The 16,365-nt window shown below is 59.5% G+C and carries 11 protein-coding genes and 1 pseudogene; 9 read left to right on the plus strand and 3 right to left on the minus strand.

Features of this window, described 5'->3' with window-relative positions:
* The first annotated feature begins 475 nt into the window (after positions 1–475).
* The gene (locus tag AWB78_RS29235) at positions 476–1,411 is read left to right on the plus strand and encodes a GlxA family transcriptional regulator (RefSeq protein ID WP_198399375.1); all 936 of its coding nucleotides are present in this window, start codon (positions 476–478) and stop codon (positions 1,409–1,411) included.
* A 778-nt stretch (positions 1,412–2,189) separates the two neighbouring features.
* On the opposite strand, the gene argG is transcribed toward AWB78_RS29235, so the two are convergent.
* Complete coding sequence (argG, locus tag AWB78_RS29240; protein WP_062609929.1) at positions 2,190–3,524, minus strand: argininosuccinate synthase; 1,335 nt, start codon at positions 3,522–3,524, stop codon at positions 2,190–2,192.
* Positions 3,525–3,718: 194 nt separating this feature from the next.
* On the opposite strand from argG, the pseudogene AWB78_RS29245 reads away from it, so the two are divergent.
* From AWB78_RS29245 to AWB78_RS29280, 8 genes and pseudogenes are all read left to right on the plus strand, one after another.
* Positions 3,719–5,597, plus strand: a pseudogene (locus AWB78_RS29245) (AAA family ATPase).
* Positions 5,598–5,986: 389 nt separating this feature from the next.
* The gene (locus tag AWB78_RS29250; RefSeq protein ID WP_062609859.1) at positions 5,987–6,790 is read left to right on the plus strand and encodes a LysR family transcriptional regulator; all 804 of its coding nucleotides are present in this window, start codon (positions 5,987–5,989) and stop codon (positions 6,788–6,790) included.
* 161 nt (positions 6,791–6,951) lie between these two features.
* The gene (locus AWB78_RS29255) at positions 6,952–7,977 is read left to right on the plus strand and encodes a PDR/VanB family oxidoreductase (RefSeq protein WP_062609862.1); all 1,026 of its coding nucleotides are present in this window, start codon (positions 6,952–6,954) and stop codon (positions 7,975–7,977) included.
* Between the two features lie 55 nt (positions 7,978–8,032).
* A complete protein-coding gene (locus AWB78_RS29260) occupies positions 8,033–9,181 on the plus strand; it encodes a Rieske 2Fe-2S domain-containing protein (protein ID WP_232477931.1) in 1,149 nt (382 codons plus the stop codon).
* A gap of 105 nt (positions 9,182–9,286) precedes the next feature.
* Positions 9,287–10,726 (plus strand): TIGR00366 family protein, encoded by a 1,440-nt coding sequence (locus tag AWB78_RS29265; protein WP_063959043.1) that lies wholly within the window; start codon positions 9,287–9,289, stop codon positions 10,724–10,726.
* Positions 10,727–10,841: 115 nt separating this feature from the next.
* Positions 10,842–11,990, plus strand: a complete 1,149-nt coding sequence (locus AWB78_RS29270) for a CaiB/BaiF CoA transferase family protein (RefSeq protein WP_062609866.1) — start codon at positions 10,842–10,844, stop codon at positions 11,988–11,990.
* Complete coding sequence (locus AWB78_RS29275) at positions 11,987–12,745, plus strand: enoyl-CoA hydratase/isomerase family protein (RefSeq protein WP_062609868.1); 759 nt, start codon at positions 11,987–11,989, stop codon at positions 12,743–12,745. Before AWB78_RS29270 ends, AWB78_RS29275 begins: the two co-directional genes overlap by 4 nt.
* A 1,171-nt stretch (positions 12,746–13,916) precedes the next feature.
* A complete protein-coding gene (locus AWB78_RS29280; RefSeq protein ID WP_062609869.1) occupies positions 13,917–14,315 on the plus strand; it encodes a GtrA family protein in 399 nt (132 codons plus the stop codon).
* Here AWB78_RS29280 and AWB78_RS29285 read toward each other — a convergent pair.
* Both AWB78_RS29285 and AWB78_RS29290 read right to left on the minus strand, forming a co-directional pair.
* Positions 14,312–15,052: an SDR family oxidoreductase gene (locus AWB78_RS29285; protein ID WP_062609871.1), complete on the minus strand. Its 741-nt coding sequence runs from the start codon at positions 15,050–15,052 to the stop codon at positions 14,312–14,314. The genes AWB78_RS29280 and AWB78_RS29285 overlap by 4 nt on opposite strands.
* Positions 15,049–16,365 carry an FAD-binding oxidoreductase gene (locus AWB78_RS29290; protein WP_062609874.1) on the minus strand — a complete coding sequence of 439 codons (1,317 nt, stop codon included), beginning with the start codon at positions 16,363–16,365 and terminating at the stop codon, positions 15,049–15,051. Before AWB78_RS29290 ends, AWB78_RS29285 begins: the two co-directional genes overlap by 4 nt.

The raw sequence follows: 16,365 nt of genomic DNA on the forward strand, positions 1-16,365 counted from the left end.
ACGTATGTCAGTTGACAAGGCCCTTTATGCGGAGCGGGGAACGGAACAACTACTTGCGACGAACGGGACGTCGGTTGCATTCGAAGGGAAAGAATGCGTCCCACCACCCGCGATCTAAGCTATGCAATGCCATTCGACGCTGAAGGCACGGTTCGTCAACCTCACCAAGCGGGGCTAGGTAAGCGACAGCGGACAGCAGGCGCTACTTCATGGATCAAAATTTCCACCAGTGGACCCGTGAAAGCCGCCTCGTTCTTCTTGCTAAGCGGACAAGAACTTCCAATCAGTAGAGACGTCCATGAAGTTCGATTCGGTAGGCTGGCCGCCACTATATCAACCGCAGCCAGTTTGACGGATTTCAACTATCATTTGACCCGAACTAATGGTCCGCGAGAGTAGTGAACTGGATATGGAAACTTTTACAGATGAAAGCGAGGTCGCCAGGCGTCAGCGTGGGGCGCCGACGTGGTCAGACATGCCGAAGCGCGTCGCGATAGTACTGTTCGAACATTTCTCTTTATTCGATGTGAGCGGAGTTGCAGAAGTATTCAGTGTGGCGAACCGACTGTATGCTTCCTCAGAGAATCACGCCACTATGTTCACGGTCAGCCTTTTGTCTGTTCACGGCGGCACTGTATCCGCGACATCCGGGGTGCGCGTTTCGACTGACAGCGTCCACGCAGATTACGCGTCAGGCTTTGATGCCGTCTTTATTTCCGGCGGAAGCGGCGCCACGGTAGCTGCACAAGACGAAAACCTGCTCTGGTGGGTAAGGGAATCGTGGCGTACTGCTCGCATGCTTTACGCGTGTCGAGATGGGCGCCTTGTGTTGAAGGCGGCAGGAATTCCACTGAATGGCATTGTCCGCCATGCTTCAGACGTCCATGATGAAAGCTCAACCGGCCCGATTGCCATCCAAGCGGGGCTCAAAGTCATTGACGAACCGTTGTCGGTTGCTTTGTCGTTCGTGGATGCGTCCAACCCTCAAATTGCTCGCCGTGTCGCGGATCAGTTTATGGCTGGATCCGAAGAGCGAGTAGAACACGCGTCGAATGAGACGGCAATCGAACCCGTCAGCGATCTAATTCGGCATGCCGTCGAGTACATGCGCCAGAACTATGTACAGGCCATTACCGTGTCCGAATTAGCCAGGTCTGCGGGAATGAGTGAGCGCAATTTTCTTCGCCGCTTCAGGCAGGAAATGCAAACGACGCCTTCAGAGTTCTTGACAGTAGTTCGCCTGGAAAAGGCGTGCGACATGCTCAAGTATAAGACGCTGCCGATTGGTAAGATCGCGCTTCATTCGGGACTCGGCGCTGGCGATCAGTTCGCTAAGCTCTTTCGGCAACGATTCAAGATGTCGCCAACGGAATACCGTTTGGCGAGCCGGCGTGCATCCGCAAAAACGTAAGACTTGGTCGCGGCTTCCTCGATCATTCTGCGGATGCTGGACATGTCTGCGCAGTTCAACCTAGGTCGAGGAAGCATTACGGCGTTCTCAGCTGTGCGGTTGGGTCAGGCGCCGACTTAATTCTGGTCACTATTGCGCACGCGGAACCTGTCTCGCGATACGTATCAAACAGCATTGGCACTGTGTCCTGAATCTGCCGGCTGTTGGACATGTTGAAGACGTATGATCCTCTAGCTCTAAAAAAAGAGAACGGAGGTCCTTACGCGGTGGCAATGACACATTCTGGCTTGGGTGAAGGCGGTGCCGCAACCGAGGCTGCTCCGGGCGGCACCAGCTAACAGCAACGGTCGACTGGGCGTGGACCCGACGTCGATTGGACTTCCAGAAGGAGGCAACGCACGACGAAAGCACGGAGACGGACCGGTTGTATTTCGTTTTCGCCACTTCATCGCAAAGGGGATCTTCCGTCGCAGAGGCTGCCGTATGGACGGCCGGTTGCTTCGTCGAACGGCCGGCTTAAAGTTTGTCGCTGAATGTCGGTCGACGAAGTGACGCAGACTTCCTGCGTTCGATGAACGCTCTTTGAGTCGAGCCGCCCCCGAATTTTTGCGCACCGCGTTCGACGACGATCCCGTGGTGTCACAAATGTCATCGATATGCGCACTCGCCACGGCAGCCGTGATTCTTTTAGGCTGAGTTGACAAGTTGACGTCTCTCGGCGGTGCAGAGGAACCGCCACCCGTGGCCGTTCCTCTGCCCAAAGCGAATAAAGAGCGCCTTACTCCTTATCCACCTTGATCTGCGGCAACGCCGACGACTCCCCCGGCGTCAGCAACCCGACCTGCGAATAAATCCGCAACTTGTCGCGCGTATCCGTGATGTCGAGATTGCGCATCGTGAGCTGGCCGATGCGGTCCTTTGGCGAAAACGTCGATGCGACCTTCTCCATCGACAGACGCTCCGGCTGATATGTCAGATTCGGCGACTTCGTGCTGAGAATCGAATAGTCGTTACCGCGGCGCAGCTCGACGGTGACTTCACCGGTAATCGCACGCGCGACCCAGCGTTGCGCCGTCTCGCGCAACATGATGGCCTGCGGATCGAACCAGCGCCCCTGATAGAGCAGACGTCCCAGTCGACGACCGTTCTCGCGATACTGCTCGATCGTGTCTTCGTTGTGAATCCCGGTAACGAGGCGCTCATACGCGATGTACAGTAGCGCCAGACCCGGCGCTTCGTAAATGCCGCGGCTCTTTGCCTCGATGATGCGGTTCTCGATCTGATCGCTCATGCCCAGACCATGCCGCCCGCCGATGCGATTGGCCTCCAGCATCAGCTCGACCATGTTCGGAAAGGTCTTGCCATTGAGCGCAACCGGCTGGCCTTCCTCGAAGCGGATCGTGACTTCTTCGCGGTCGACCTTCACGTCGTCACGCCAGAACGCCACGCCCATGATCGGATTCACGATCTTGATGCCGGACTCGAGGCTTTCGAGATCCTTGGCTTCGTGCGTCGCGCCGAGCAGGTTCGAATCAGTCGAATATGCCTTTTCTGCCGACATCTTGTAGGCGAAACCCGACTGACGCATGAACTCCGACATCTCCGAGCGGCCGCCGAGTTCGTCGATGAACTGCTGATCGAGCCACGGCTTGTAGATCTTCAGATCGGGGTTGACGAGCAGACCGTAGCGGTAGAACCGCTCGATGTCGTTGCCCTTGTACGTGCTGCCGTCGCCCCAGATATTGACCCCGTCTTCCTTCATCGCGGCCACGAGCATCGTGCCCGTGACGGCGCGGCCAAGCGGCGTTGTGTTGAAGTAGGTGACGCCCGCCGTCGATACGTGGAAGGCGCCGCTTTGCAGCGCAGCGATGCCTTCGGAGACGAGTTGCGTGCGGCAGTCGATCAGGCGCGCACCTGCTGCGCCGTATTCGGTCGCGCGGCGCGGGATCGAATCGTAGTCGTCCTCGTCGGGCTGGCCGAGGTTTGCCGTATAGGCATAAGGCACAGCGCCCTTTTTCTTCATCCAGTGGAGCGCGGCGCTCGTGTCGAGGCCGCCGGAGAACGCGATACCGACCTTTTGGCCAGTCGGGAGACTTTCGAGAATTGTGCTCATGAGCAATACCGTCAAAATCGACATAGGAAAAACTCGCCGGTCTGTGAGTATCAGGCATGCCCAGCCCGTTGACAAGTTCGGCGAGAAATGGGATGGGGCCGGGAAAACGATGATGACGCGTCCTCGGTCCGGCGCATGGCAGGCAAGTCCTCGCATAAGAGGGACACACACATAGGCCATACCAGGAAAATCCCATGAAACTGCGAAAGAACGGACTGTGGGCTCGGCGCGGCCGACGGCGGCTGCTCATCGCCTTTGCTGCGCTCGTCGCCGCACTGATCGGCATCGGTTCGGGCACGCTGCGGCACGGCATGGCGGACCAGCGTGACAAGCCATGGCCGGCGACGAGCATCGTCTATCAGATGCGCCAGGATTCGTCGCCATGGGCGCATGCCGAGAAGGACGCCTCGCGCATGCTCGCGGACATCGGCGAGAAGCGCGTTTGCGCGATTGGCGTGGCGCTCGACGCCATCCCCGTATCGACGAAAATCGGCACGCGCTACTTCGTTACCGATCGCTTCGCGGTGTTCTCGTAGTCGCTGCTACTCCATCCAACCAAGGCCGAAAGCGCGCCGGACTACCAGATCGCTTGGCTGCCGAACGTCTCCATCGGCGCACAGGCAGGCTTCGGCGCGCTGCTCGGCTTGCTACGCGATTCGGCCAGCATGCTGGTGTCCCTGCTGCTAGCCCTGATGTTCTGGTCCATGCGCCGCGAGATGAAGGGCGACGTCACGCTGCTCACCGAGCCACCCGACACGAGTTTCGACGACGTGATCGGCGCGGTCCAAGCGAAGGCCGCACTCGAAGACATCAAGGCCTAGCTGCGCGATCCGGCGTCGTTCACGAAAATGAGCATCCGCCCGCCCTGCGGCGTGCTGATGACGGGCGGTCCCGGCGTCGGCAAAACGCAGCTCGCGCAGGCCTTGGCCGGTCAATGCGGCGCGCACTTCATTGCCATTACGGGGAGCATTTTCAGCGCGGAGTATTAGGCGGTCGGCATTCAGAAGGTCAAGCATCTGTTCAAGACGGCGCGCAAGCGTGGCCCGGTGGTGATCTTCATCGATGAAGCCGACGGACTCGCCGCACCCACCAGCGGCGAGTCCGGTTCCGCCGATGCCGAGCGCGCAACCGCATCATCAATCCGTTGCTCGCGGAGATGGACGGCTTCGAGAAGAACGAAGGCGTGATTCTCGTCGCCGCAACCAACTTCCCCGAGAATCTCGACGAAGCGCTGCGCCGTCCGGGCCGCTTCGATCGCATCGTGCCGGTGCGTCTGCCGGATGTATCGGATTGCGTGAAGATTTTTGAGTATTGCCTGGACAAGTTGCCGTCGCGTTCGGCGGATATCGACTGCGAGCAACTCGCCCGACTGACGGTTGGTTTGTCGCCCGCGTCGCTGTCGATGATCGTCAAGCACGCCGGGCTGATCGCGCGCAAGCAAGGCGTGAGCATGGTGTGCGCGGAGCATCTGCGCGAGGCGATCAAGGTCGTGCGTATCGGCGATGTGAGCGTCGCGGAGAAGGCGCTCGATACGGACGAAGTGCGTCGCGTCGGCGTGCATGAGGCGGGGCATGGCATCGTAGCGGCGCTACTGGGCGCGGGCGTGCTGGAAGAACTGACCGTGCTGCCGCGCGGCGGTGCGTTGGGCATGGCACTCATCACGAAGCCGCAGGACAAGCTTCTGTATCGCCGCAGCGATCTGGAAAAGGAACTGATGGTGCTGCTCGGCGGACGCATTGCGGAGTTGCTGATGTTCGGCGAGGCATCGAGCGGCGCGGCCCAGGACTTGCAGGAAGCATCGCGCATCAGTCTGGAGATGGTGTCGCGGCTCAGCTTCGGCAGCCAAGGCAATCTGTGCAGCCTCGCCGCGCTGCCGCGCGAGAACGCCGGGCGGCAACTCGACGGCGTGATTGAACCGGCCAATGGGCTATTGAATGAGGTGAACGAGCGCTGCGTCGATCTGCTCAGCGGAATCAATCGATTCTGCGCGATGTTACAGCCACGCTGACCGAGGCCGAGACGGTGCCCGGCGCATATGTCCACGATCTCATTCGCACGGGCGAAGTCATGTAGTCGCTCGAGCGGAAAACGGGGCGCTTCAGTGCGTCGGCGTGTACGCCGGAAGCACGCGGGTGAGCGTGGCGCTCAGTGGCGCGAATCGATTGTCAGCCAAAATCAGAAGCTGCCAGTCGCGTCGCATCGGGTCAGTTCCAAGGTAAGAAGTTGACGAGTTACTGCTTGAGTTCGACCCTTGAGCAAAATTGAAGCTTTACGACGGTCGGACATTTCACGGCTGACGACGGCCACGCAAGCTCGTAAGCTTGCACCAGTGTCCAGACGGCCTTGAGCGATGCGGAGCGACCATGACCCTTCAGCAGTTAGAGACGTTCTTCTGGACTGTCAAGCTCGGAAGCTTCTCGGCCGCCGCCGAGCGTCTATACGCGACCCAATAGGCCGTTTCGATGCGGGTGCGAGAGCTCGAGCGCGCGTTGGGCGTCGATTTGTTCGACCGAACCCATCGGAACGCGCGACTCACTCCCAAGGGGCGCGAGTTGATGGACTATGCGAGCCGAATCCTTGATCTATCGACCGAACTCGAGCATCGAGTTGGCGCGCCAGAGGCAGTGTCGGGGACTGTCCGATTCGGGGTCGCGGAAGTTGTCACCATGACCTGGCTGCCTCGACTCATCACGCGGATCGCCGAACGCTTTCCCAACGTTCGGCTCGAGATCGAAGAGGCGTTGACGGCAGAACTCATGGCCAGTCTCCATCAGGCTGAACTGGAGTTGGTCCTCGCGCCTGGTCATACGCGTACGCCGGGAGTATCGACGCTCTCCCTTGGGACTGTTGACTTCCAATGGATGGCAAGTCCGACCCTCGGACTCGATCAGCACACGTATTCGCCGCATGAACTTGCCGAGTATCCGATTATCGGTATGAAGCAATCGTCATTTCATTACACGGCGCTGGAGGACTGGTTTCTCACCGAGCACGTGCGGTGCCGCTATCTTGCACGCTGCAAAAGCGTTGCGGTGGCGGCCTCCATGTCAATGGCCGGCATGGGCGTTTCATACTTGCCGGTGCGCTCGTATGAGCAGGAAATCGCTCAGAAAAAACTCGCGATTGTTCAGGTGACGAATCCGCTCAAGCCAGTCGAATTTATTGCGGCCTGTCCTACCGGCCAGACGTATTCCCTCGCTCGCGCGGTCGCGGAATTGGCCTGTGAGGTCAGCGATTTCGTGCGCACCGGAGCGCTCACGCGTTGAAGGTCTTGTGCAGTGCACAACGTAACTTCAATTATGTTGATGGAATTTCGCTCAAATAACTCGTTTGTTTTTGTCCTTCTCCGGGCATATCGTTGACTTCAAGCACAGCACGCATCCCAAAGACTCGCGCCGACTGTGCCACGAGATAAGGAGGAAGACACATGGAAGCGGTCCTCACACGCGAGGAGGCTGTTGTTCGCCCTGACGGCGACCAGCGCAAGACGCTCGACGTAACGCTGAAATCCATCACATCACTCGCCGAGAACATTAACGCCTTCGAATTCGTGAGCCTCGATGGCAATGCTTTGCCGGCGTTTTCGGCTGGCTCGCATGTAGACGTTCATCTTCCAGGCGCTACTATCCGTCAATACTCCCTGTGCAACTCGCCCAACGAGCGTCATCGCTACGTCGTTGCGGTACTGCGCGATCCAGCGGGGCGTGGCGGATCCGTCGCGATGCACGACACATTGCGTGCTGGTCAGAAGATCGTGATCTCGCCACCGCGCAACCACTTCGCACTTGCAGAGCCGGCACGCAAGCATCTGTTCATCGCCGGCGGTATTGGCATCACACCAATCATGGCGATGCTCGCGCAAGTGCAACGACGAGGAGAGGTGTTTCACCTTTACTATTGCGCGCGCACCCCGGAGCGCGCCGCGTTTCTGGATCGGCTGACACCTCTGGTCGAAAAGGGACTTGTGTCATTGCATTTTGACGAAGGAGACCCGAAAAAGGGACTTGATCTGGCGTCGACGCTCGCGAAACAAGGGGAGGGCACACACCTCTACTACTGCGGACCGGGCCCATTCATGGATGCGATCGAGGCGGCAAGCGCGCACTGGCTCGCCAGCACGCGTCACTGTGAGCGCTTCTCGGCGAGTGGGGCGGTGGCGCCGTCGTCCCCTGTGGACGGGCGTGCAGGCGATACGCCGTTCGATGTCGAATTGCGCCGCTCCGGAAAGCGCTGCACCGTGCAACCAGGCGAATCGATCATTGAAGTGCTGCGCGCACATGACGTCGCGGTGGACACCTCGTGCTGCGAAGGCTATTGCGGCACCTGCATGACTCGCTATCTCGCGGGCGAGCCGCTGCATCGCGACACCGTGCTCGACGACGAAGACCGGGAAGAGTTCGTGATGATCTGCTGCTCACGCTCGAAAAGTCCGACGCTCGTTCTCGATCTCTGAGCCGAAGTAAGCGCTGTTCAACTCATCAGTCTGAGCGACGGTCTCCGCTTGCTCAGTGTTCCCCATCGACCTGGAGAGGACTCGCCCCATGAGTGCGTTCGAATACGTGAAAGACTGCTGGTATCCAATTGGCTTTTCGTCCGAGTTTCCCGTAGGGCAGTTGCAGGGACACAAGATCGTCAATCGGCCCATCGTGATGTGGCGTGCTGAGAGCAGCGAGATCGTTGCGTTCGACGACCGCTGCTGCCATAAGCGATTCCCGCTCTCGCAAAGCAAGCTGCTCGACAATGGCCAACTGGAGTGCGCCTATCATGGTTTGTGCTACGACACGTCGGGCAAATGTACCGCGATTCCCTCCGCGCCCGACAAGCCGATTCCTCCTCAAGCCCGCCTAAGCGTGGTGCCGGTACGCGAGCAGGACGGCGTAGTGTGGGTCTGGCCCGGCAACCCCGCTGGATCGCAACGCTTCGACCCGCCGCGCACGCACGAGATCACGGATTCGGAGAACCTTTCGATCGGCTCTCCCGAGCCGCTCCATGTGCCGGCGAACTATCTGCTGCTCATTGAGAATCTGCTGGACATCACGCACTTTTATCCGCTTCACGACGGCAATATTGGCGACAAGGAAAACAGCAAGATTCCCGTCGAGCTTGAAGAGGGCGAGAGCGAAGGACACACGTTTGTACGCACGACACGCCATGTGCACGGCTACAAGCAACCGCCGTATCTGAAGGAGTGGTTCCTGTACGACCAGATCGAACGGATCCACACGCATTGCATGGTGAGCCCTGGCCTCACGCGCGTCGTGATGCGCGTTGCGCCAGAAGGCGAACTGGGTACCGACAAGGAGCGCGGCTACACGCTACTTCATCTTCACCTGCCTGTTGACGAGCGCAATCTTGTCTGGCGATGGAACGTGTCCTGCAAGAATTGGCACACCACGCTGAGCGACCCGAACATGCCGACTGCGAGGAAGGTCGCGGAGATGTTCCCGGCAGTCGTCGCGCAGGACGAGTGGGCGCTGGAACGTCAACAACGCATGATGGAGTATCCGGACGACGGGTATTCGGAGCTCTTCCTCAAGACCGACAAGGCGCTGCGTCGCGCACGCCAGATTCTCATGAGTCAGCAGCGCAAGGAGCGCGACCTTCAAATCACCCCGATAGAACAGAACGCGCCCGCGAAGGAATCTGCGATGGCGTGAAAGCCGAGAGGTCGCGGCCGCCTATAGAAGACCCAGTCGGCGCCGCAAAAATGGGCCGGGCGGCCTTCACTACGAGAACATCGACCTTGGTTCAGGAGACATACTATGGAAACTCACGATACCTCGTCGTTGGCCGTCAGGCCTGAAGGTGCACCGAGCGACTCGGACGACCGAAAGACGCTGTTGCAGCGGGCCGTATCTTCTTGCGTGTATGTGTTCGAAAGAGTGATGCCGGACCCGTTCGTCATCGTCATTCTTTTGACGGTGATGGTCGCTGTCCTCGCGCTTATCTTTGCGCCCAAGGGAACGCCCGATGTGATTCTCTCCGGCTGGTACAAGGGCATCTTCGGTATCTTCACCTTCGCGTTCCAGATGGTGCTCGTGCTCGTCACGGGATATGCGCTTGCAAGCGCACCGCTCATCAAGGCAGGCTTGCGCAGCGTGAGCCGGCTTGCGGTCGGGCCGACGTCGGCAGTGCTGCTGGTCTTTGGGGTTGGTGCGGCCGCAACCTTCCTGAACTGGGGCTTCGGTCTGGTCATCGGCGCACTGCTGTCGAAACAGGTCGCGAGGCAGGTGAAGGTGGATTTTGCGTGGCTGGTCGCCGCGGCCTATAGCTCCTGGGTGTTGTGGGCGTTCACCGGCATGTCGAGTTCAATTGCATTGTCCATCGCGTCACCGGGCAATCCGCTGAACATCGTGGAGAAGCACACCCACGTTGCAGTGCCGCTTTCACAGACGGTGTTCACGAGTTGGAACCTCCTCGGCGGCGTCGCGGCAATGATCCTCATCCCGGTCGTCTTCATCCTAATGCGGCCCGCGGATAGGGACGTCATTGCCGCGGACGCTAAGCTACTCGAAGCCGAGGAAAAGAAGCTTGAGGAAGCGGTCGAACCGCGCAACAAAACTGTCGCCGGCATGCTCGACCGTTCCCGTCTCTGCGCCATGGTTTTCGTGCTGGCCGGCGCGGTTTATCTGGCGACTCAATGGGTTCGCCACGGCGTGAGCCTCGACATCAACGCGGTGATCTTCATTTTTCTGCTGGCGGGATTGTGCTTGCATGGAAGCCCGCGCCGCTATGTCGGTGCGGTGACGGAAGCAGCCAAGGTCACCGGTCCGATGTTGCTGCAATACCCGTTCTACGGCGGAATCATGGGCATCATGGGCGCGACTGCGCTTGACGAGACCGTCGCGCATGCATACATCCACGTCGCGTCGGGTTCCACGCTGCCGTTTTTGAGCTATCTCGCCTCGGGCGTCATCACCTTGTTCATCCCCAGTGGCGGCGGGCATTGGGCGGTGCAAGGTCCGTTCACGATACCCGCCGCGATGCAGCTCGGTGCGTCGCTTCCCGGAACGTCGATGGCGATAGCCGCGGGAGAGATGGCGGGCAGTTTGCTGCAGCCCTTCTGGGCGATACCCGTCGTCGCGATCGCGGGCGTTGGCGTGCAGCGTGTGCTGGGATTTACGCTCGTGATCTTTCTGACCGCGGGATCCCTGCTCGGTTTTCTGTACCTATTCGTGGTGCCCGGATGGACCGGCGGCTGATGCACTGCCTAACGCGCAAACAACCGAACACAGCGTGCCATAGCTGCGCTGCCAACTCGAACGAACCCAACATAGGTGACAGCAGCGGGTTCAAAGTATCTATTGGAGCAAACGCATGAGTCAACCTCTTCAGGGAATTAGGGTCATCGAGTTTTGCCACGTGGCCGCAGGTCCGTTTTGCGGCATGCTGCTCGCGGACATGGGCGCAGATGTCATTAAGGTCGAACACCCTCAGGGCGGCGATACACTTCGTGCCTGGCCGCCCATATCGGACGGATACAGCGAGAACTTTGCCTCGCTCAATCGAAACAAGCGCTCGGTCACGCTTGACTTGAAGGATCCGGGAGACATCGAGCAAGCCCGAACGCTGATCAAGACCGCTGATGTCGTCATCGAAAACAATCGGCCGGGCGTAATGGATCGGCTTGGGCTTGGCTATGAGGCCATTCGGACAACAAGGCCGTCCATCGTGTACTGTTCGATCTCCGCATACGGGCAAACGGGACCGCGCTCGCAAGAAGGCGGCTTCGACCTTACCGTGCAGGCGATGAGCGGGATCATGAGCATTACGGGCGAACCAGAGGGTGCACCAGTGAAGTGCGGGGTACCGCTCGCCGATTTTTCAGCTGGTCTCTACGCGGCATTCTCGGTGGTGTCCGCCCTGCGAGGCGTCGCGCAAACGGGCGAAGGCACACACATCGATGTGCCGATGCTTGGTGCTACGCTCGCCATTGCTGCTTTGCAGACCTCGGAGTACTTCGGTACGGGACGCGATCCTCAGAAGCTTGGCTCGGCGCACCCGCGTAACGCACCCTATCAGGCGTTCAAGGCGCGCGATACCTACTTTGGCATGGCCGCTGGCAATAACGTCCTATGGAAGTCGGTCTGCAGAGTTGTTGAACGTCCTGAGCTCGAACAGGACGCACGATACACCTCGACGACATTGCGCGCGCAGCATCAAGTCGAGTTGCGCGAAACGCTTGAAGCGATTTTCGCGAACCAAGACGCCGAATATTGGATCGCTCGATTTCGAGAAGCAGGCGTACCATGCGCGCCCATCAACACGTATTCCCAGGTGCTCAAGGACATACAGGTAGAACACATGCAATGGGTTCAGGCTCTCGAGTTGCCGAACGGAGTGCAAACCAAGACTTTTGGGTCGCCCGTTAAATTCTCAGGCAAGACCCCAGGGATACGGATGAGGCCTCCCGCGCTCGGCGAGCACAACGCCGAACTGCTAAGAAAGTCGGCGGTCGAGGCATGAGCAGCATTCTCGTTGTTAGTCAACCGACGCATACGGTCATAACGCTCAATCGGCCCGACAAGTTGAATGCCCTCTCTTCAAGCATCGTTGAAGACCTGATTCAAGCGTTCGACGATGCTGAAGCCGCGGGAACTCCTCTGGTTGTACTGCAGGGCGAAGGTCGTTGCTTCAGCGCGGGTTTTGACATGACTGACGTGCAAATGCAGAGTGAGGGCGATCTTGTGCTACGTTTTATCCGCATTGAAACCCTTCTTAACAAGATCGCAACTTCACCATGCTTCACGGCGGCACTGGCTCATGGGCGCAACTTCGGCGCGGGGGTTGACTTGATCGCATCTTGTAATTTACGAGTCGCAGCGCCGGGTACGACGTTCCGAATGCCCGGCCTCATGTTCGGACTTGTCCTGGGATCGGCTCGCTTTGCTCGCATAGTGGGTACACGCGAGGCGCAGCGCCTCCTTGAAACTGCCGCAACGTTTGATGTCGAACGTGCGACCGCGAATGGTTTCATCGAGCGTGTGGCAGGTCCAACTGAATACGACCAGGTAATCTCGGAGGCGGTCGACCGCGTCAATGCGTTACCCGCAGGAAGCCGCGCACTGCTTCGGCGGGTCCTCGATCCAGACCGCGCTGATTCCGATCTTGCGGCTTTAGTGCGCTCCGCGTCTGCCCCAGGTCTACAGAAACGAATTGCGACCTATTTGTCTTCGTCGACGAAGCCTGAGGGCGGTTGCTACAACTCTCAAACGGTATGATTGGTGCCTGGCACAGCGAGTTGCAAACAAGTTCCGCGCCAGTCAATCATTTCGAACGCTGGTTGGCCACCCTGACCGAAATAGTCTTCAACGCGGCACGCATATTCAATGCGCCAGCATCGAATCGGCGATCGGCACTATCTCGATGTATTTAGGGTCAGTCCTCAACCCGTCGTTGGGAGTAAGTCGCTCGACGACATCCCTGCTGTTTCTGAAGCGGTTCTGAAAATGGGTGCAAAAAGCGGCGCGAGAATCGCTATTAGTATTCATGCTGACATAGGGGTCTTTGCCGACAGAGTGTTGGGTGAGTCTGAACGGCTCTTCACACAGTATTTCGTTATTCCAGACCCGGCTGAGACAATAAAAGAACGAACTCCTAACCCAGGACGCTGGGCGCCGTCGAGTGGAATAGATCAGAGGAGCCGTTACGGTGGAGTCGCCGGACCTGGCAACACTGTCGGCTAGTCTTATGCGTCCGCTCGAAGACGTCCTCAATCCGCCGTTCTATCGTTCTGGGTTTGCAACGCAGTTGAGCCGGCAGTCCAGTGTCACTCAATTTCCAGAACATTCTAAGGAGGGTAGGCACTTTGCTTAGCGCTCTTCCTTCCCAGGGTCTTTCAGGGTGAATCCAAGTTATGGACGAGCGATAGACGTGCGCAGGTCGATTTGCTCGGAGCTTCAGAAAAGAGAATTGTGGGCGTCGATAAATCATAATATTCAGGCGCCTTTCTACCAAGACTATGCTTGTCGTGGAGCCGTCAGCATATTTCGAAGTACAGTAATGAAGAGACTGGCGAATCGGTGCGCGGAGAAGTCGTGGAATTGATGTCGAGAATGAGCGATGATAAGGGAAGCCGTGCATCAGGATCAACGTGGGTCACGATGCGTAAGGTTTATCTCGGAATCGACTAGAAATTCAAATGGGGGGTGTGGTGGGATTTATGAATCTGCTGCTTTTCGGTGGTTTTTTTAGGTAGAACACTCTCTCAGAGCGTTCGGATTCCATGGAGAAAAATTGGCTCGCATTGTCTAATTCTCATTCATTCTCTAGGTCCGATATCTTGTTCAGATATACTCACTCGCTTGCCAAGACATCGCAAGCTGAAGCGATGAATTCAGAGATGCCGAAGGGCCGCTGAAAATGTCGAGTAACCGTCTCGGTCCTAGATACATGCAACTCGCGCTGTTCTACACCTTCTTCGCCGCCATTGCCACACTCGCCAACATCGGAGCGCAAGATCTCACGACGCGCATCTATCACGGCCCCTGGCACATTATGCTCTCGGTGTTCATCGGCACGGGCGTCGGCCTCGTCGTGAAATACGTGCTCGACAAGAAGTGGATCTTCCGCTTCAAGGCGGAAAACGCGCGCCACGACGCCACCATGTTCACGCTCTACGTCACGATGGGCCTCGTCACCACGGCGATCTTCTGGGGGGTGGAATTCGGCTTCGACTACATCTTCAAGACCACGGAAGCGCGATACATTGGCGCGTGCATCGGTCTTGCGATCGGTTACGTCATCAAATACCGGCTCGACAAGCGCTACGTGTTCCGCAGCTTTACCTAGAGCGACGCCCGCTTGAACACGAACCGCGGCACATTGCGGATGATCAGCATGATGCTCCACCAGAACCACGGCGTATAAAGCACGTCCTTCTTCCTTTCGACGCCGCGCACGATATCCTTCGCGACCTTCTCCGGAGTCGAGACGAGCGGCCCCGGCAGCGGCAGGCCCTCGGTCATCGGCGTGGCGACGAAGCCCGGCTTGATATCGACGACATGCACGCCCACCTTGAAGAGCCGTGCGCGCAAGCCTTCGAGAAACGCCTGCAGCGCGGCTTTCGCGCTGCCGTACAGATAATTCGACGGACGCCCGCGATCCCCCGCCACCGACGAAATCACCGCGAGCGTGCCATGCCGCTGCGCTTCGAGCCGGTTGGCGATCGGCGTGAGCAGCGCGATCAGCGAGAGCGCGTTGGTGTGGAACTCGCGCACCGCGATGGCGGCATCATTCTGGCAGGCCGCCTGATCGGGCAGCGTGCCGGAGGCGACCAATACGATATCGATCGAATCCATGTGCGAGGCGCAGTCGGCGAGCATCGCGGCGTGATCGTCGAGCTTGTCTATATCGAGCCGATGCACGACCGCCGATGCCGCGCCGCGCGCGGTCAGATCGGCGGCGACCTGCTCCATGCGGTCCTGATTGCGCGCGACGAGAAAGAAGCGCGCGCCCTTCGCGGCCCATTCGCGGGCGCAGGCAATGGCGATGGCGGACGTGGCGCCCACGATGACGATGTTCTTCATAGGCCGGTCATTCGTTTCCAGAAGTGCGACAGCATGGCCGGATCGCGAAGCGACTCGAGCTGCTGCCATTGAGGATAGGCGGCGCGGAAATCGGCGCCCGACATGTGCGCGTCCTTCGCCGGATAGATGCGGCCGCCCGCGTCGCGCACGATCGCATCGAGCGCGGCGAAGAGTTGCCCGTTGCGCAGTTCGTGCTGCGGGAAGTCGAGCGCGAGCGAGGTGCCTTCCATCGGGAACGACAACAGCCCGGGCGACGGAATGTCTCCGCACCGCTTGAGCACCGCGAGAAACGAACCCGTGCCGCTCGATGAAATGCGATCGAGCATCGCGCGCACGGCGTCTCGCGCGCTCGCGGCCGGCACGACGCACTGATACTGCTGAAAGCCCGGCGGCCCGTAGATGCGGTTCCATTCGAGCAGGCTGTCGAGCGGATAGAAATAGCCGTCGTAGCCCACCCGCGAAATCTCGACGGGCTTGCGCTGCTTGCGGTAGTACAGCTCGTTGAACGCGCGCAGCGTGAGGCCGTTGATGAGCGAGACGGGCGGCGTGAAGGGCACGCGGCGCCTGGGCCGTTCCTCGACATCGAGCGAGCCGTGGATCGCGTGATCGCCCGCCATGAAGATGCCGCGTCCGAGCGCGGGTCCGCGGCTCGCGCAATCGACCCACGCGACGCAGTACTCATGCTTCGCGTCGTACTCCTCGGAGAGCTCGAAGAACTCGTCGAGCTTGCCGAAGCGGATGCTCGTCACGTCGATGAGGCTCGTGCGGATCGGCATCAGCGCGAACTCGGCCCAGAGGATGAGGCCGGTGAGCCCGAGGCCGCCGATCGTCGCGTTGAAGAGCGCCGTGTTCGCTTCGGGCGAGCATTCGACGAGGGTGCCGTCGCTGCGGGCGAGGCCGAACGCGCGCACGTGGCGCCCGAACGTGCCGCGCACGTGATGATTCTTGCCGTGCACGTCGTTGGCGATGGCGCCGCCCAGCGTCACGTACTTCGTGCCCGGCGTGACCGGCAGCATCCAGCCGCGCGGCACCGCGAGCGCGAGAATCTGTTCGAAGGTGATGCCGGGCTCGGCGCGCACGATGCCGCGCGCCCAGTCGGCCGAGATGATGCGATCGAGCGCGAGCGTCTGGAAGACATGATTCGAGCTCGCGAGACAGACGTCGCCGTAGCTGCGGCCATTGCCGAACGCGAGCGTCGTGCCGTGCGCGGACTGAACGTCGCGCCACTGCGCCTGCGCTTCGTCGCGCCAGTGCGCGGCGTGCGCGGTCTGCGGCAGACGAGGGTAGCGGCCCCAGGAAAGCAGATCGCTCAT

It is taken from the genome of Caballeronia calidae (assembly GCF_900044055.2).
GTDB classification, from domain to species: domain Bacteria; phylum Pseudomonadota; class Gammaproteobacteria; order Burkholderiales; family Burkholderiaceae; genus Caballeronia; species Caballeronia calidae.